Origin of the sequence: Streptomyces sp. NBC_01410, from assembly GCF_045040195.1 — a bacterium.
In the GTDB taxonomy this organism is placed as follows: domain Bacteria; phylum Actinomycetota; class Actinomycetes; order Streptomycetales; family Streptomycetaceae; genus Streptomyces.
This window is the reverse complement of the sequence record NZ_CP109530.1, coordinates 5215593-5232651: the sequence shown is the minus strand read 5'-3', so window position 1 is coordinate 5232651 and position 17059 is coordinate 5215593. Positions and strand designations below refer to the sequence as shown.

19 protein-coding genes are annotated in these 17059 nt (G+C 71.7%); 2 read left to right on the top strand and 17 right to left on the bottom strand.

All coding sequences use genetic code 11. From position 1 onward, the window contains the following. Positions 1–18: 18 nt before the first annotated feature. On the bottom strand, positions 19–672 hold the full coding sequence (locus OG741_RS24235; protein WP_405601162.1) for a hypothetical protein: 654 nt from the start codon (positions 670–672) through the stop codon (positions 19–21). Next, positions 669–1583 (bottom strand): polysaccharide deacetylase family protein, encoded by a 915-nt coding sequence (locus tag OG741_RS24230; protein WP_405601160.1) that lies wholly within the window; start codon positions 1581–1583, stop codon positions 669–671. The genes OG741_RS24235 and OG741_RS24230 overlap by 4 nt, the downstream gene beginning before the upstream one ends. Positions 1584–1665: 82 nt before the next feature. On the opposite strand from OG741_RS24230, the gene OG741_RS24225 reads away from it, so the two are divergent. After that, positions 1666–2853: a THUMP-like domain-containing protein gene (locus tag OG741_RS24225; RefSeq protein WP_405605737.1), complete on the top strand. Its 1188-nt coding sequence runs from the start codon at positions 1666–1668 to the stop codon at positions 2851–2853. A gap of 165 nt (positions 2854–3018) precedes the next feature. Here OG741_RS24225 and OG741_RS24220 read toward each other — a convergent pair whose 3' ends face one another. The 6 genes from OG741_RS24220 to tsaB form a co-directional block, all read right to left on the bottom strand. Next, positions 3019–4251 carry an RNA polymerase sigma factor gene (locus OG741_RS24220; RefSeq protein WP_405601158.1) on the bottom strand — a complete coding sequence of 411 codons (1233 nt, stop codon included), beginning with the start codon at positions 4249–4251 and terminating at the stop codon, positions 3019–3021. A 48-nt stretch (positions 4252–4299) separates the two neighbouring features. Beyond that, a complete protein-coding gene (locus tag OG741_RS24215; protein ID WP_405601156.1) occupies positions 4300–4656 on the bottom strand; it encodes a YciI family protein in 357 nt (118 codons plus the stop codon). Between the two features lie 167 nt (positions 4657–4823). Next, positions 4824–5087, bottom strand: coding sequence for a hypothetical protein (locus OG741_RS24210; RefSeq protein ID WP_405601154.1), 264 nt, complete (start codon positions 5085–5087; stop codon positions 4824–4826). Beyond that, positions 5084–6175, bottom strand: a complete 1092-nt coding sequence (gene tsaD, locus OG741_RS24205; RefSeq protein ID WP_405601152.1) for a tRNA (adenosine(37)-N6)-threonylcarbamoyltransferase complex transferase subunit TsaD — start codon at positions 6173–6175, stop codon at positions 5084–5086. Before tsaD ends, OG741_RS24210 begins: the two co-directional genes overlap by 4 nt. A 3-nt stretch (positions 6176–6178) precedes the next feature. Beyond that, positions 6179–6631, bottom strand: a complete 453-nt coding sequence (gene rimI / locus OG741_RS24200; RefSeq protein WP_328682399.1) for a ribosomal protein S18-alanine N-acetyltransferase — start codon at positions 6629–6631, stop codon at positions 6179–6181. Between the two features lie 29 nt (positions 6632–6660). Then, positions 6661–7314 (bottom strand): tRNA (adenosine(37)-N6)-threonylcarbamoyltransferase complex dimerization subunit type 1 TsaB, encoded by a 654-nt coding sequence (gene tsaB / locus OG741_RS24195; protein WP_405601149.1) that lies wholly within the window; start codon positions 7312–7314, stop codon positions 6661–6663. 103 nt (positions 7315–7417) lie between these two features. Here tsaB and OG741_RS24190 point away from each other — a divergent pair, with 103 nt between their 5' ends. Further along, positions 7418–7978: a hypothetical protein gene (locus tag OG741_RS24190; RefSeq protein WP_405601147.1), complete on the top strand. Its 561-nt coding sequence runs from the start codon at positions 7418–7420 to the stop codon at positions 7976–7978. Between the two features lie 37 nt (positions 7979–8015). Here OG741_RS24190 and OG741_RS24185 read toward each other — a convergent pair whose 3' ends face one another. From OG741_RS24185 to OG741_RS24145, 9 genes are all read right to left on the bottom strand, one after another. Further along, complete coding sequence (locus OG741_RS24185; RefSeq protein ID WP_405601145.1) at positions 8016–8198, bottom strand: hypothetical protein; 183 nt, start codon at positions 8196–8198, stop codon at positions 8016–8018. Between the two features lie 166 nt (positions 8199–8364). Beyond that, positions 8365–8880 (bottom strand): tRNA (adenosine(37)-N6)-threonylcarbamoyltransferase complex ATPase subunit type 1 TsaE, encoded by a 516-nt coding sequence (tsaE, locus tag OG741_RS24180; protein WP_405601142.1) that lies wholly within the window; start codon positions 8878–8880, stop codon positions 8365–8367. After that, on the bottom strand, positions 8852–10078 hold the full coding sequence (locus OG741_RS24175) for an alpha/beta fold hydrolase (protein WP_405601140.1): 1227 nt from the start codon (positions 10076–10078) through the stop codon (positions 8852–8854). Before OG741_RS24175 ends, tsaE begins: the two co-directional genes overlap by 29 nt. Before the next feature lie 10 nt (positions 10079–10088). After that, the gene (gene alr, locus OG741_RS24170; protein ID WP_405601138.1) at positions 10089–11246 is read right to left on the bottom strand and encodes an alanine racemase; all 1158 of its coding nucleotides are present in this window, start codon (positions 11244–11246) and stop codon (positions 10089–10091) included. Between the two features lie 278 nt (positions 11247–11524). Next, positions 11525–12970: an NAD(P)H-hydrate dehydratase gene (locus OG741_RS24165; protein WP_405601137.1), complete on the bottom strand. Its 1446-nt coding sequence runs from the start codon at positions 12968–12970 to the stop codon at positions 11525–11527. A gap of 4 nt (positions 12971–12974) precedes the next feature. Next, the gene (locus tag OG741_RS24160) at positions 12975–13343 is read right to left on the bottom strand and encodes a holo-ACP synthase (RefSeq protein ID WP_266486630.1); all 369 of its coding nucleotides are present in this window, start codon (positions 13341–13343) and stop codon (positions 12975–12977) included. Beyond that, entirely contained in the window at positions 13340–15187 is a 1848-nt protein-coding gene (glmS, locus tag OG741_RS24155; protein ID WP_405601135.1) for a glutamine--fructose-6-phosphate transaminase (isomerizing), read from the bottom strand. Before glmS ends, OG741_RS24160 begins: the two co-directional genes overlap by 4 nt. 59 nt (positions 15188–15246) lie before the next feature. After that, entirely contained in the window at positions 15247–16056 is an 810-nt protein-coding gene (locus tag OG741_RS24150) for an ABC transporter permease (RefSeq protein ID WP_405601132.1), read from the bottom strand. Then, a complete protein-coding gene (locus tag OG741_RS24145) occupies positions 16053–17048 on the bottom strand; it encodes an ATP-binding cassette domain-containing protein (protein ID WP_405601129.1) in 996 nt (331 codons plus the stop codon). The genes OG741_RS24150 and OG741_RS24145 overlap by 4 nt, the downstream gene beginning before the upstream one ends. Positions 17049–17059 lie beyond the last annotated feature (11 nt).

Genomic DNA, 17059 nt, shown 5'->3' with positions numbered 1-17059 from the left:
CGCCCGGGCGGCGCCGGGTCAGACGTAGTCCTCCAGTCGCCCCACCGCGTATCCCTGCTCCTGGATACGGCGCAGCAGCGCTCCGGTCGCCCTCGCATCCGCCCGGACGATGTCGCCGGGCCGCAGCTGTTCGCCCAGCGCGTACTCACCGAACTCGCGGCCGAGCACCACCGCACGGACCCCGCAGTCGGCTGCGGCCCGCAGCGTGTCCGCGTTGTACGCGCCGCGGGGCGGGTGGAACAGGCGGCTGCGGCGCTGCCCGCAGATCTCGGCGCGCTGTCCCTCGTACGAGAGCGTGGGCAGATCGGGCCGCCCCTCGGCACGGAACACGCTGACCGGCAGCTTCAGTTCGCCCGTCATCCGCACAAACCGCGGATCGCGCGCCGCACCCGCGTCGACGGCGAGGAAGACCACCTTGTCGCGGGTCGGCACATGGTCCACGACATACGCCGCCGAGAGCCTGTGGGCGGGCGGCCGGGGCGCGCGGGTGAGCGGTCCGGCCAGCCCCCACCGCCTGTGCGCCGCGGACCGTGGCGCACCCGTGCCCGGAGTGACCTGCCGCGCGGCCTTGCGCCCGAGGCGCTCGATCGGGTCGACCGACTGGGCGCACCCCGCGGTGAGGAGCGCACCGGCCGCCAGCAGTCCGGCCAGCAGCCGGTGCGACTGCCTCATACGTAGTCCTCCAGCTTGGCCACGGCGTAGCCCTTGTCGGTGACCGTCTTCATCACCCGCCGGATCATGTCCGGCATGCTGCCCTTCCAGTCTTTGCGGCCACGGAAGTGAGTGAGGATGATGTCGCCGGGGTGCAGGGCCCGGTCCCGCTCGCGCCACTCCACGCGATCGGGAAACGCCTCGGCCGCCCACAGGGGAATGGCTTTGATGCCGCACGACCGGGCGATGCGCAGCGTGTCCTCGTTGTAGCTGCCGTACGGCGGGCGGAAGAGCGGGGGCCTGATTCCGTACCGCTTCTCGAGCTTGGTCTGCTGGTCGCAGATCTCGTGCTTCTGCTGGGCGTACGAAAGGCCGCGCAGATAGCGGTGGTTGAGGGTGTGGTTGTGCAGCGAGACGCCTCGGTCCTGCATCTGCTTGAAGTAGCCGTAGTTGCTGCTGATCAGGTAGTCGCTGAGGAAGGCGCTGTACGGGATCTGAAGATCGCTCATCATCCGGAGAAAGGCGGGGTCCTTCTCCGCGCCGTCGTCGATCGTCAGGAAGACAATCTTCTCCTTCACCGGCACGGTCGTGAAGACCGGTGGCAAGGACTCGCCGCCGTCGACCTCGAAGCCCTTGCGGGTGGTGATCTTCGGCTTGGCGCCGGGCGGCGGGGGCGCGGCGAGCGGCGTCTTGGCCAGGCCCCATTTCTTGGCGGCGACCGCCCGTACGGCCTGGGCGCGCTTCACCTTCTCCACGTACGCGGAGAGCGCGCCTGCCGGTCCGGCCTGCCGACCGGGGGCAGCGGGCGAGCCGCCGGGGTCGTCCCACGACTCGGCGGCACATCCCGAGCCGATGGCGGCGACCATGAGCACGGCGAGGACCATTCGGCCCCACTTTCCATGCTTATTTTCCTTTTGTCGTACTAGTTGCATGGCGCTGGATCCTGTCAGCACGAATCCGTACGGCCCGGCCGACACCGCCACCGCGGGCGCACCATCCCCCGTCTGGCCCACAATGGGCCGGGTGAACGACCTCGATCCCCTCGCCTCCTTCGCCGCACTGCTCACCGAGGAGGGACGGGCACTGCTCGACTCCCTGGTCGACTACGACCCGGCGAAGGAGCTGGCCACAGCCACCCGACTGCGCCGCGAACACCCCGCGGAACTGGTCTCGGCGGCCCTCGGGCAGGCGCGCCTGCGGCAGCGCGCGGTCGCGAAGTTCGGGCCCGAGGACGCACGGCGGATGTTCTTCACGCCGAGCGGCGTCGAGCAGGCGACCCGCCGCTCCGTCGCCTCGTACCGCGCCGGACGCTTCGCCTCCCTCGGCGTGCGCAGCGTGGCGGACCTGTGCAGCGGCATCGGCGGCGACGCCATCGCGCTCGCCCGCCGGGGCATCTCCGTACTGGCGGTGGACCGGGACCCGCTGACGGCACAGGTCGCACGGGCGAACGCACAGGCGCTGGGGCTGGCCGAGCTGATCGAGGTCCGGTGCGCCGATGTCACGGAGACCGACACGGCGCCGTACGACGCGGTGTTCGTGGACCCGGCGCGGCGGGGCGGCAGGGGCAGGATCTTCGACCCCGAGGCCTACTCCCCGCCCCTGTCCTGGGCAATCGCCGCGGCCCGCACCCGCCCGCACGCGGCCCTCAAGATCGCCCCCGGCGTCCCGCACGAGGCGATCCCCGAGGACGCCGAGGCGGAGTGGATCTCGGACGGCGGCGACGTGAAGGAAGCGGTGCTCTGGTTCGGAACCCGCCCCTCCACCCTCGGCGCGACCCTGCTTCCGGGCCCGCACTCCCTCACCGGCCGCGGCCTGCCCGACCCCGGCGTCAGGAAGGTCGGCCGCTATCTGTACGAGCCGGACGGCGCCGTCATCCGTGCGCATCTGGTCGCCGAGGCCGCCGAGCAGCTGGACGGCGGACTGATCGACGAGACGATCGCGTACATCACGGCGGACGAGCTCCGCCCGACGCCGTACGCGACCGCGTACGAGATCACTGATGAACTCCACTTCAATCTGAAGAAGTTGAAGGCGCTGCTGCGGGAACGCGGCGTCGGCGTACTCACGGTGAAGAAGCGCGGCTCGGCGGTGGAACCGGAGGAGCTGCGCCGCAAGGTGAAGCCGCACGGACCGAACGCGGCGACGGTGTTCCTGACGCGGGTGGCGGGGGCGCCGACGATGCTGATCGGGCGGCCCGCGTAGTCCGGGTCACAGGGGGCCCCGCGGTGTGCAACGGGCGTGCTGTCAGCCTGCGTTGTTAGGGTTCCGGGTGGGCTGGGCCACGCCCACATGCGGGCCCACCACCGCCCCTGAGCGCGGATCAGCGGTGCGCGCCGCCCGCCGCGGCCGTCGGGGCGCCCGCCCGGGTCAGCCGGATTCCCGGGCCCGCTTCAGCAGGAGTTCCCGCTCCCGTGCGTTACGCGTCAAGGACGCCGCCCGCTCGAACTCCGCCCGTGCCTCCTCCGTACGTCCCACTCGCTCCAGCAGGTCGCCTCGTACGGTCGGCAGCAAGTGGTAGTCCTTCAGCGCCGGTTCGTCGGAAAGGGCGTCGACCAGCTCCAGACCGGCCTCGGGGCCCTCGGCCATCGAGACGGCCACCGCCCGGTTCAGTTCCACGACCGGCGAGGGCATCAGCGCCACCAACTGCCCGTACAGCGTGGCGATCGTCGCCCAGTCCGTGTCCTCGTACGTCACCGCCTGCGTGTGACACGCGGCGATCGCGGCCTGGAGGGCGTACGGTCCACGGCCCGCGCGGTGCAGTGCCTCGACGCCGCGGCGGATCAGCAGGCGGTTCCACCGGGAGCGGTTCTGGTCGGCGATCAGGACGGGCTCGCCGTCCGGGCCTGTCCGGGTCGCGATGCGCGAGGCCTGGAACTCCAACAGCGCGGCCAGGCCGTGCACTTCGGGCTCCTTCGGCATCAGACCCTGCAGCACCCGGGCCAGCCGCAGCGCGTCCTCGCAGAGCGCCGGCCGTACGAGGTCGTCGCCTGCCGTGGCCGAGTACCCCTCGTTGAAGACCAGGTAGATGACCTCGAGCACCGAACCGAGGCGCTCGGCGCGGTCGGAGCCGTACGGGACCTCGAAGGGGACGCCCGCCTTCGCCAGGGACCGCTTCGCGCGGACGATGCGCTGGGCGACCGCGGGCTCGCCGGCCAGGAACGCGCGAGCGATCTCCTCGGTGGTCAGGCCGCCGAGGAGCTTGAGCGTGAGTGCGATCCGGGCGTCCGTCGACAGCACCGGGTGGCATGCGGTGAAGATCAGCCGCAGCAGGTCGTCGTCGATGTCGTCGGGACCCGACGGCTCGGGCGGCGGCGCTACGTCCTCCAGGTCCCGCCCGACCTCCGCCAGCTTGCGGGCGTACGTCTCCTTGCGGCGGACGAGATCGATCGCCCTGTGTTTGGCGGTGGCCATGAGCCAGGCGCCCGGCTTGTCCGGGACACCCGACTCCGGCCACTGCTCCAGCGCGGCGACCAGAGCGTCCTGCGCGAGCTCCTCGGCGATGCCCACGTCCCGCACGATGCGGGTGACACCGGCGATGATCCGCGCAGACTCGATCCTGAATACCGCTTCGACCGTTTCGGTCGCGCTTGCTGCCGTCACGGCTACCCATCAGAGCAGCCGTGCCGAAGCCGGGCAAGCGCGGCCGGATCAGCCCTCGTCGATCTGGCGGAGCTCGCAGGTGACCGCCCACTGCTTCGGATGGATCTCCAGGAAGCGCTTGGTCCATTCGAGCGCCTCCGCCTTGTCCTTGCACTGCATGATGGCGTAGCCGCCGATGACCTCCTTGCTCTCGGTGAACGGGCCGTCGGTGTAGCTCAGCTTCCCGTCGGACCAGCTCACGCGAGTGCCGTCGGAGGTCGGGGTCAGCCCCGCCGTGTCCAGCATGACCCCGGCCTTGGTGATCTCCTCCAGCAGCTTGCCCATACGCTCGTTGAAGTCCTCGGGGAAGTCCGCCCCGGCGAGCTCGTTCTCGTTGACACGGACCATCGACAGGAAGCGCGGCATGGTGACTCCTCGGTTCGGGAGAGCGGGGCCGTTCCCCGCCTCTCACCCATGCGTCGAACAGGAGACGGCCGGATCGACAGCCTCCCCGGAATTCTTCAGGGATTTTCCCGGCGGGCCCGGGTACGGCCACCGGTGCGGCCACCCGCTACGGTCCGATCGGGGCCTGGCTACGGCCGCGTCTCCACCGACTCGAAGCGCCAGCGGTGGACCGGCCGCGTGATCAACTGAGCGTCGGGCTCCGGGAGTTCGGGCAGTTCGGCGCCCACGTCGTCCGCGTCCCACCAGGTCATGACCAGGACCCGGTCCTGCGGGGCGCGGAAGGTCTCCCGGCGCAGCGGCTCGCTCGCCAGCTCCTGGGCCCGCGCCCACTCCAGCAGCTCGGCGCCCCTCCCCTGGACCGCCCGGGCCTCCCACATCAGCGTGACGGTCACTTGTACAAGTTCTCCCTGCTGACCTCGTGCACATGGTCGTGGCCCCGACCGGGAACGTGCGGATCGGTCACCGGAAGCGACGAATCCGCCGACAGCTCCAGGTCGGACGTCGGCCTGCCCCGCGCCACCATCTCCGCGCCCAGAGCCGCCACCATCGCGCCGTTGTCCGTGCACAGTTTCGGCCGCGGCACCCTCAGCCGGATCCCGGCCCGCTCGCAGCGCTCCTGGGCAAGCGCCCGCAGCCGCGAGTTGGCGGCCACTCCCCCGCCGATCATCAGGTGGTCCACGCCCTCGTCCTGACAGGCGCGTACGGCCTTGCGGGTCAGCACATCGACGACCGCCTCCTGGAAGGACGCCGCCACATCCCGTACGGGCACCTCCTCGCCCGCGGCCCGCTTGGCCTCGATCCAGCGGGCAACCGAGGTCTTGAGCCCCGAGAAGGAGAAGTCGTACGCCGCGTCGCGCGAACCGGTCAGTCCGCGCGGGAACGCGATCGCGGCCGGGTCTCCCTCCTTCGCAAGACGGTCGATCACCGGACCGCCGGGGAAGCCGAGATCGAGCACCCGGGCGATCTTGTCGAAGGCCTCGCCCGCCGCGTCGTCGATCGTCGCGCCGAGCGGCCGTACGTCCGAGGTGATGTCGGGCGCGAGCAGCAGGGACGAGTGGCCGCCGCTGACCAGCAGCGCCATCGTCGGCTCCGGCAGCGGCCCGTGCTCCAACTGGTCGACGCAGATGTGCGAGGCCAGGTGGTTCACGCCGTACAGCGGCTTGTTCAGCGCGTAGGCGTACGCCTTCGCCGCCGAGACGCCGACCAGCAGCGCGCCCGCGAGCCCCGGCCCCGCCGTCACCGCGATGCCGTCGAGGTCGCGCGCCGAGACGCCCGCCTCCTTCAGGGCGCGCTCGATGGTCGGCACCATCGCCTCCAGATGCGCGCGCGAGGCGATCTCGGGCACCACGCCGCCGAAGCGGGCGTGCGTGTCCACGCTGGAGGCGACGGCGTCCGCGAGCAGGGTCGTGCCGCGGACGATGCCGACGCCGGTCTCGTCGCAGGAGGTCTCGATGCCGAGTACGAGCGGTTCGTCAGCCATCTGTTAAGTCTCTGTTCCTTGTACGTGGAGCCGCATGACGAGGGCGTCGACATTGCCCGGCTGGTAGTAGCCGCGGCGGAATCCGATGGGCTCGAAGCCGAAGCGTTCGTACAGCTTCTGGGCCCTGGTGTTGTCCACGCGCACTTCGAGGAGCACCTCGTCGCACTCGAAGGCGGTGGCGTGCTGCAGCAGATCGGTCAGGAGCCGGGACCCGAGTCCGGTGCCCCACTGCTCGCGGGCGACAGCGATGGTCTGTACGTCACCGAGCCCGCCGGCCGCCGCGAGGCCCGCGTAGCCGACGATCTTCCCCTCGGCCTCGGCAACCACATAGCGGCGGGTGGCCTGCGGCCCGCGCGCATGGGCGAGCTCGGACCAGAACATCCCGGCCGACCAGGCGTCCTCGGGGAAGAGCGCGTGCTCGAGCGCGAGCACGGGCTCCAGGTCCCACCAGCGCATCTCGCGCAGCACGACGGTGGCGGCGTCGGTCACTTGGGGGTGACCACCTTGTAGTTCTTCGGCACCTGGGCGTCGGGCCTGCGCAAATACAGCGGCAGCGGCGGCAGGAACGCCTCACCCGCTGCCAGCTTCTCGGCCGCCAGCGAGGCGAGCGCCCCGGCCGAGACATGCTCGGGCACGCGGGCGTCCGGGAAGGCCTCGGGGTAGAGCAGCGCCCCCGCTCCGACGGCGGGCAGGCCCGCGAGCTGCTCGGCAATGTCGGCGGGGCGATCGACGGACGGCTCGCCCACCCGGGCGCGCGCGGACTCGTACCGCGCCCAGTACACCTCCTTGCGGCGCGCGTCCGTCGCCACCACGAACGGCTCCTCCAGAGCGGAGGCGTACGCGAGGCCGTCCAGCGTGCACAGCCCGTACACCGGCACCCCCAGCGCCGAGCCGAAGGTCGCGGCCGTCACCAGGCCGACCCGCAGTCCGGTGTACGGACCGGGCCCGACCCCGGCCACCACCGCGGTGACGGCGTCGAGTTTCACCCCGGCCTCGGCAAGGACGCGGTCGACGGCGGGGAGCAGCAGTTCCCCATGGCGGCGCGCGTCGACGGACGAGGACTCGGCGACGACGGAGCTGCCGTCGTGGAGAGCGGCGGTGACGGCGGGCGTGGCGGTATCAACGGCGAGCAGGAGCACGCAAACAGCCTACGGCTCCGGCGGCCTGGCCACGGTGCCCCGTCCGCGCGTGCGGCTGCTGCTAACGTCACCAACGGATACGTACATCAGAAAGGTGGGCACGGTGGCACGGAGCAGCTCGGGTCTCGTGGCCGGGCTCACGGCGGCAGCGCTGGCCGTCGTCGGATTCCTCGCCTACCAGGCGTCGGCGAGCGCCCCCGACCAGTTCGGCAGTCCGGCGACACCCACTGCGGTCCCCTCGGCGCAGGCCTCCGGCGGTACCGTGCAGAAGCCCAAGAACCCGCTGGCGGTGCCCGCGAAGTCGGGCAAGGGCGTGCGCGTGGTGTACGCGCTCGGCGAGCGGCGCGTGTGGCTGGTGGGCCGCAACGGCAAGCTGGAGCGGACCTTCGAGGTCATGCCGTCGACCGTCGGCCCAGTGCCCGGTGTGTACACCGTCACCTCACGCTCCGGGAGCGTGCCCGGCTCGGACGGGGTGCGCATCGAGCATGTGGTGCGCTTCGCGAGCGTCGACAGTGTGGCGATCGGCTTCAGCGCCGCGGTGGACGGGTCGATGGCGAGCCCCGACCCGGACAAGAGGACCGGCGGCGTACGGATGAAGCGGGCGGACGGCGACGCGATGTGGAAGTTCGCGGCGATCGGCTCGAAGGTCGTCGTCGTCCCGTAGCACGGCGCCTCAAGCGTCGCCGATACACCCGAACGGACTAGGCCGCGTCGCGGCGCGGTTCACGCTCCCCGGCGTGTTGCTCGACGCGGGGCGGGGTGGAGACCGCGCTGGCCGCCGCACACGACGCCAGCAGGTCACGCATCGACAGGGCCGACGGTGACATCGGCACCGGCGGCGCCGGCTGCTGCCGCGGCTCTGATTCGCGCTCGGATGCCGACATGGACGCCTCCTGGGGCTCCGGGGCAGGCGTGGTTAGGTAGACCTAACCAGGTCTCAGTACCATGTGACCACGTCCGGTACGGCCCGCGCAACATTTTGCCGACGTCTTGTCGGAACGACCAACCCTTTCTGCGCGCGTCGCGCGCTCGGACCGGCCCGGTCGCGGCTCAGCCCCCCAGGGCCGCCAGATCCACCTGCGCCCAGCGGGCGCCGAAGGCCGTCAGGGTGACCTCGCGGTGGTCGTCCACCGTGTCTCCGACCATGCGGTGGATCAGAACATGCAGCCGGTCGTCCGACAGGTCCTCGACCTTGCCGACCCCCCACTCCACGACCACCACCGACTCGGGCAGCGAGACATCGAGATCGAGGTCCTCCATCTCGTCGAGCCCGCCGCCCAGGCGGTACGCGTCCACATGGACCAGGGCAGGCCCCCCGGTCAGCGAGGGGTGGACGCGCGCGATGACAAAGGTCGGGGAAGTGACGGCGCCCCGGACCCCGAGGCCCTCGCCCAGGCCCCGGGTCAGCGTCGTCTTGCCCGCGCCGAGCTCGCCGGTGAGCATCACCAGGTCGCCGGGGCGCAGCAGCTTGGCGAGGCTGCGCCCCAGCTCCTGCATCTGCTCGGGGGACTCGACAAGGAGACGGGCGGCGGCAGACTCAGCCGCCGGGCTGTGCGGTGCTTCCATACGGGCCAACGTTAGCCGGTGCCGGGACCGCGCCGACCCGGGCCAGCAGGTCCGCCAGCCGGTCGGTGACGACCTCCGGGTGCTCCAGCATCACCAGATGCCCGGCGTCCGGCACGATCACCAGCTCCGAGTCGGGAAGCAAGTCCGCGATCGCCTCGCTATGGGAGCTCGGCGTCACCAGATCCTTGTCCCCGGCCAGGACGAGCACCGGGACCTCCAGGAAGATCTCCAGCGCCCCGGCCTTGTCGTGCTCGACAAAGGCCGGATAGAACTCCGCGACCACATCGATCGGGGTCGACTCGATGAGCCGCTCCGCGAACCGCGCGACCGCCGGGTCCACGTCCTTGGACGAGAACGAATACCGCTTGATCAGGCCCGCGAACAGATCCGCGGTGGCCCGGCGACCCCGCTCGACCAGTTCGGCCTGGGAGCCGAGCGCCTTGAGGACGCCGGGCAGCACGCGCCGTACGGCATTCACTCCCGCGACCGGCAGCCCGTAGTTGACCTCGCCGAGCTGCCCGGACGAGGTGCCGACGAAGGCGACCCCGACGACCCGTTCCCGTACGAGCTCGGGGAACTGGTCGGCGAGCGCCATCACCGTCATCCCGCCCATCGAGTGCCCGACCAGCACCAGCGGGCCCTCGGGCGCGGCCGTGTCGATGACCGCCTTGAGGTCGCGGCCCAGCTGGTCGATGGTGACCGGAACAGCCTCCGGTCCCCTCTGGGAGGCGCCCCTTTCCGAGCGGCCGTGGCTGCGCTGGTCCCAGTACACCGTGCGTACGAGACCGCGAAGGGCGGCGCGCTGGAAGTGCCAGGAGTCCTGGCTCAGGCAGTAGCCGTGGCTGAAGACGACGGTGACCGGTGCGGGCATCTTGCGGCCGAAGAGCCGGCGTCGCCGCGGGGCGCCCGCCTCCGGGTCCACCTCGTCCGCCTCGTAGTAGAGCTGCGTGCCGTCGTCGGCGGTCGCCGTGCCCGGCAGGCCGCGCAGGGAGCCGTACGGCCCCGAGGCGTCCAGCGCGAGCCGGGCCTTCTTGCGCATGCCGCGGCCGACCGTGAGGCGCTCCAGTGCGACGCCCGCGGCCGCGCCCGCGGCGATCACACCTATCGCGGCGCCGGCGATGCCCGCCTTGCGCCAGTTGCCCGTCGTGGCGGCCGTCGCCGCGGCCGCCACGACGTCCCCCGTGCTGGTCTCGCTCACCGTGCCGCTCCTACTCGTCGGAGTCCTCGTTCAGGTAGACGCGCGGAACCCTTGTTCCGATGCGGGTGACGATCTCGTACGCGATGGTGCCCGCCGCCTGGGCCCAGTCCTCGGCGGTCGGCTCACCCCGGTCGCCCGGGCCGAACAGCAGCGCTTCGGTGCCCTCGGCGACCGCCCCGCCGTCCGGTCCGAGGTCGACCACGAACTGGTCCATGGCGACCCGGCCCGCGACCCGGCGCCATGTGCCGCCCACCAGAACCGGTCCCCGGCCCGAGGCATGGCGCGGAATGCCGTCCGCGTAGCCGAGCGGGACAAGGCCGAGCGTCGTCTCCTCCGCCGTGACGTAGTGATGTCCGTAGCTGACGCCGTGACCGGCCGGGACCCGCTTGACCAGGGCCACGGACGCGGCGAGCGTCATCACGGGCCGCAGCCCGAAGTCCGCGGGCGTGCCCAGCTCGGGGCTGGGCGAGACGCCGTAAATGGCGATGCCGGTCCGGACGAGGTCGAAGTGGGTCTCCGGAAGGGTCAGCGTCGCCGGGGAGTTGGCGATGTGCCGGACCTCGGGGGTGATGCCCGCCTTCTCGGCGTACGCCACCAGGTCGCGGAACACGTCCAGCTGGGCGGTGATCGAGGGGTGCCCGGGCTCGTCGGCACAGGCGAGGTGCGACCACAGGCCGGTGACCTCGACCGTGCCCTCGGCCTCGGCGGCGAGCGCGGCGGCGACCAGCTCGGGCCAGTCGGCCGGCTGGCAGCCGTTGCGCCCCAGGCCCGTGTCGCACTTGAGCTGGATCCTGGCCGGTCGCCCCGCCTCGCGGGCGGCGGCTGTGACCTCCCGAAGGGCCCACAGACCGCTCACCGACATGTCGAGATCGGCCTCGATGGCCTCGCGCCAGGGCCCGCCCGGTGTCCACAGCCAGCACAACACGCGCGCCTGGATACCCGCCGCACGCAGGGTGAGCGCCTCGTGGGGTGTGGCGGTGCCCAGCCAAGTCGCGCCCGCCTCGAGCGCGGCCTTCGCGCAGGGCACGATGCCGTGTCCGTACGCGTCCGACTTCACCACGGCCATCAGGGCAGCACGGGGTGCGCGGGCACGGAGCGCGCGGACGTTGGCGCGCAGGGCCGCGAGGTCGATTTCGGCACGGGCTCTCAGGGGTGGTGTCTGGCTCATCGCGCCCAGTGTCTCAGAGCCGTACGACAGCGCCCGTGCAACGGTTGTGCGGTTCCTCACGACGCGGCCGCCTGCGGCGCTTTCCCCAACCCGCCCCTTCCCGAACTGGGGGCAAGCCCCCAGACCCCGGACGCCCTTCTGGGGGTCCCCCCACGCCCGCAGGGCGTAGGGGGAGTGTCCTCAAACGCCGGACGGGCTGAACTTCAGCCCCGTGGGGGTCCCCCCGGACGAAGTCTGGGGGAGTTTGAGGCGCGGGGGTCCGGGGGCAGCGCCCCCGGTCAGGCTCGTACGTCCCGCCACGCGTACCGCAGCGCGTCCGCCACCTCGTACGACGTGATCGGCGTGCCCTCCGCCGCCGCGTGTCGCGCCGCCAGGCCGTGCAGATAGGCCGCCACCGAGCCCGCGTCCCGCGCGTCCAGGCCCGCGGCCAGCAGCGAGCCCGCCAGGCCGGAGAGGACGTCGCCGCTTCCGGCCGTGGCCAGCCAGGGCGTGCCCATCGGGTTCACCCGGACCGGGGTCCGGCCGCCGTCCGGCGCGGCGACCAGGGTGGTCGAGCCCTTGAGCAGCACCGTCGCCCCGTAGCGCGCGGCCAGCTCCCGTACGGAGGCGAGCCGCGCGGACTCGACGTCCTCGCGCGGCACGCCCAGCAGCGCGGCAGCCTCCCCCGCGTGCGGGGTCAGCAGCATGGGCGCGCTCCTGCCGCGCACCGTCGCCGCGTCCAGCAGCCGCAGCCCGTCCGCGTCGACCAGCACCGGTACGTCGGAGTCCAGTACGTCCCGTACGGCATCCACCGCATCGCCCCCGTCGCCGAGACCCGGCCCGACCACCCACGCCTGCACGCGGCCCGCCTTCGACGGCGGCCCGGCGTGGACCAGGGCCTCGGGGAAGCGGGCGATCACGGCGTCGGCCGCGGGACCGACGTACCGCACGGCGCCCGCACCGCCCCGCAGTGCGCCCGCGACGGCGAGCACGGCGGCGCCCGGGTAGCGCGCGGACCCGGCGACGACGCCGACGACACCCCGCCGGTACTTGTCGCTCTCGGCGGCCGGGACCGGCAACAGCTGCGCCACATCCACGTGTTGGAGCGCCTCGACATCGGGCACGGACGGCAGGTGGTCCTCGAGACCGATGCCAACGAGCCGCACCGTCCCCGCGTACTCCCGTGCCGGATCGATCAGCAGCGCCGGCTTGTACGTGCCGAACGTCACCGTCGCGTCGGCCCGCAGCGCCTCGCCGTGCACCTCGCCGCTGTCCGCCTCGACCCCACTCGGCAGATCGACCGCGACGACCGCGGCGTTGGACCCGCGCGCGGCCCGGACCACCGGCACCGCGTCCGGACGCAGCCCGCCGTGGCCGCCGATCCCGGTCACTCCGTCCAGCACCAGATCGGTGAAGGCCAGCACCTCGAACGGGTCGTCCGCGACCTGTCCGCCCGCGCCGAGCAGCGCCGCGAGGCCGCCCTCGTGGGCGCGCGAGCCGAGCAGTACGGCCGCGACGCCCGCCCCGCGCCGTGCGAGCCGTGCCCCCGCGTACAGCGCGTCGCCGCCGTTGTCCCCGCTGCCGACGAGCAGCACGACCCTGGCTCCGTACACCCGGCCCAGCAGACCGGCGCAGGCGGCGGCCAGCCCGGCGGCCGCGCGCTGCATGAGCGCGCCCTCGGGGAGGCGGGCCATCAACTCGGCCTCGGCGGCCCGTACGGTCTCCACGCGGTAAGCGGTACGCATACGCTCAACCCTCCGCGATCACCACCGCCGACGCCACCCCCGCGTCGTGACTGAGCGACACATGCCAGGAGCGCACACCGAGCTCGGCCGCCCGCGCCGCGACCGTCCCGCGCACCCGCAGCCGCGGCTGACCGCTGTCCTCGACGTACACCTCGGCGTCGGTCCAGTGCAGTCCGCCGGGCGCGCCGAGCGCCTTGGCGACGGCCTCCTTCGCGGCGAATCGGGCCGCGAGGGAGGCGTATCCGCGCTGCTCACCGCTCGGCAGCAGCAACTCCCGCTCCAGGAAGACCCGTTCGGCCATTCCGGGCGTACGCCGCAGCGATGCGGCGAACCTGTCGATCTCGGCGACGTCGATCCCCACCCCGATGATCATTCGACGGTGACAGACTTCGCGAGGTTGCGCGGCTGGTCGACCTCGTTGCCTCGCGCCGTCGCCAGCTCGCAGGCGAAGACCTGCAGCGGCACGGTGGCCACCAGCGGCTGAAGCAGCGTCGGCGTCGCCGGGATCCGGATGAGATGGTCCGCGTACGGCACGACCGTCTCGTCCCCCTCCTCCGCGATGACGATCGTCCGCGCACCGCGCGCCCGGATCTCCTGGATATTCGAGACGATCTTGTCGTGGAGAACGGAGCGCCCGCGTGGCGACGGCACCACGACCACCACCGGCAGATCCTCCTCGATCAGCGCGATGGGCCCGTGCTTGAGCTCACCGGCCGCGAAGCCCTCCGCGTGCATGTACGCGAGCTCCTTGAGCTTGAGCGCGCCCTCCAGCGCCACCGGATAGCCCACATGCCGTCCCAGGAACAGCACCGTGTTCTTGTCAGCGAGCGAGCGTGCCAGCTCCCGCACCGGCTCCATCGTCTCCAGGACCCTCTCGACCTCGCCGGAGATCTGTGCCAGGTCGCGGATGACGGCCTGGATCTCGTCGCCCCACTTGGTGCCGCGCAGCTGGCCCAGATACAGCGCCACCAGATAACAGGCCACCAGCTGGGTCAGAAACGCCTTCGTGGAGGCGACCGCGACCTCGGGACCGGCGTGCGTGTACAGCACCGCGTCCGACTCCCGCGGGATCGTGGAGCCGTTCGTATTGCAGATGGCCAGTACCTTCGCGCCCTGCTCGCGCGCGTGCCGCACGGCCATGAGGGTGTCCATCGTCTCGCCCGACTGCGAGATCGCGATCACCAGCGTGCGCTGGTCCAGGATCGGGTCCCGGTAGCGGAACTCGCTCGCCAGCTCCACCTCGCACGGGATGCGGGTCCAGTGCTCGATGGCGTACTTGGCGATCATCCCCGCGTGGAAAGCGGTACCGCAGGCCACGATGACGACCTTGGTCGCGTCCCGCAGCACCGACACCGGGATCCGCACCTCGTCGAGGCTGAGGGAGCCCTCCGCGTCGATCCGGCCCAGCAGGGTGTCGGCGACCGCCTTCGGCTGCTCTGCGATCTCCTTGAGCATGAAGTAGTCGTAACCGCCCTTCTCGGCGGCCGACGCGTCCCAGTCCACGTGGTACGTGCGCACCTGCCCGGGCGCTCCGTCGAAGTCGGTGACGGTCACACCGTCCCGGCGCAGCTCCACCACCTGGTCCTGCCCCAGCTCGATGGCCGAGCGCGTGTGCGCGATGAAGGCGGCCACGTCGGAGGCGAGGAAGGACTCGCCCTCGCCGACTCCGACGACCAGCGGGGAGTTCCGCCGGGCACCGACCACGACGTCCGGCTCGTCCGCGTGCACGGCGACCAGCGTGAACGCGCCCTGAAGCTGTCGGCACACCTGGCGCATCGACTCGGCCAGGTCGCCGCACGACGAGAAGGACTCGGCGAGCAGATGCGCCACGACCTCGGTGTCGGTCTCCGACGCCAGTTCGTGCCCTCGGTCGGTCAACTCGGCCCGCAGGGCGGCGAAGTTCTCGATGATCCCGTTGTGTACGACCGCGACGCGTCCCGCGTTGTCCAGATGAGGGTGGGCATTGGCGTCCGTGGGCCCGCCATGGGTTGCCCACCTGGTGTGCCCGATGCCGGTGGAGCCGCTCGGCAGCGGCCTGCCGACCAACTCCTTCTCCAGATTGACGAGCTTGCCCGCCTTCTTCGCCGCGGCAAGCCCGCCGTCGGCGAGTACCGCCACACCGGCCGAGTCGTAGCCCCGGTACTCGAGCCGCTTGAGGCCCGCGATGACCACATCAAGCGCCGACTGTCCGCCGACGTAACCCACGATTCCGCACATGTCGGCAGCCTACGGCCCGCGCCTGTCCCGTCCCAGACGGCAGGCGCGCACCGACCGGGTCATGCTTTCGCCCGGTACGCCCGCATCGCCAACGGGTAGAAGACCGCGGCTATCCCGGCAGCCCACAGCAGCGACCACAGCACCGGCTCCGCGACCGGCCCGCCGAGCAGCAGACCGCGGTACGCGTCCGACAGATGCGTGACCGGGTTGACGTCGCTCCACGCCTGGAGCCAGCCGGGCATCGTGTCGACCATCACGAACGCGCTGCTGGTGAAGGTGATCGGGAAGATGATCGTGAAGGCGATGGCCTGGACCTTCTCCGCGTCGCCCGCCAGCATCCCGATCAGCACCGCGCTCCACGACACCGCCGCCGCGAAGACCACCAACAGCAGTGCGCCGAGCAGGAATCCGTCCCATCCGCCGGTGATCCTGAAGCCCAGCAGCAGGCCGAGGCCGATCATCAGCAGCATCGCCCACACATGCTTGGCGAGGTCAGCCACGATCCGGCCGATGAGCGGGGCGGAGCGGGCTATCGGCAGGCTGCGCAGCCGGTCGAAAACGCCCTTGGTCAGGTCGGTGTTCAGCGCCATCGCCGTGTACATCGTCATGAACAGCGTGTTCTGGACGATGATCCCGGGCAGCGCGTACTTCAGGTACTCCTGCGGCGAACCGGCCATCTGGCCGCCCAGCACGAACGTGAAGAGGAACACGAACATGATCGGCGTGATGCTGTAGTCCACCAATTCCAGCGGGTTGTGCTTGACCGCCACCAGACTCCGCCAGGCCATGGTGAAGGTCTGCTGGAGCCCGGCAAGTGGCCGCACCCGGCCCGACTTGCCGATCGGAGCAGTGATCGTCGTCGCGGTCACAGCGAACTCACCGCCTTCTCGAACTCGCTCTCCTCCGCATCGGTCCCGTCCGGTTGCGCGGGCTCCGCACGGTGCCCGGTCAGCGCCAGGAAGACCTCGTCCAGCGAGGAGCGCCGAAGCGTCAGCTCGCCCACCGCTATCCCCTCGCGGTCGAGCGTGCGCACCACCGAGGGCATCAGCTGAGGGTCCTTCACCGGCGCGGTGATCGACTGTCCCTCGATCTGGGTGTGCGGACCGGCTTCCCGGGCCACCAGCGCATGCGCACGCGCCAGGTCCTGCGCCAGCACCGGCCGCACCTCGAGCACCTGGCCGCCGATCTGCGACTTGAGCGCGTCCGGGGTGCCCTCGGCGATGACCCGCCCCTTGTCGATCACCACGATCTCGTCGGCGAGCACATCCGCCTCGTTCAGATACTGCGTGGTCAGCAGGGCGGTGGCACCGTCCGCGACCAGGGCACGCAGCATGTCCCACAGCTCGCCACGGCTCTGCGGGTCCAGGCCGGTGGTCGGCTCGTCCAGGAACAGGATGCTCGGCCGTCCGACCAGGCTGGCCGCCAGGTCCAGGCGTCGCCGCATACCGCCCGAGTACGTCTTCACCGCGCGCCCCGCCGCGTCGCTCAGCCCAAAGCGGCCCAGCAGCTCCGCCGCCCGCCCCTTTGCCGCGCCCCTCGGCAGACCGAGCAGGCGACCGATCAGCAGCAGATTCTCGGTACCGGTGAGGTTCTCGTCCACGGCGGCGTACTGCCCGGTCAGGCCGACGAGGGAGCGCACCACACCGGCCTCCCGCACGACATCGTGTCCGGCCACGAGGGCTCTGCCACCGTCGGGCTGCAGCAGCGTGGCGAAGATCCGCACTGCCGTCGTCTTCCCCGCGCCATTGGGCCCGAGCAGACCCAGCACCGTGCCCGTACGGGCCGCCAGATCCACTCCCGCCAGTGCCTCGGTCTCGTTGAAACGCTTGGCCAGGCCTTCCGCCTGAATCGCATACTTCATGGGGCCACCCC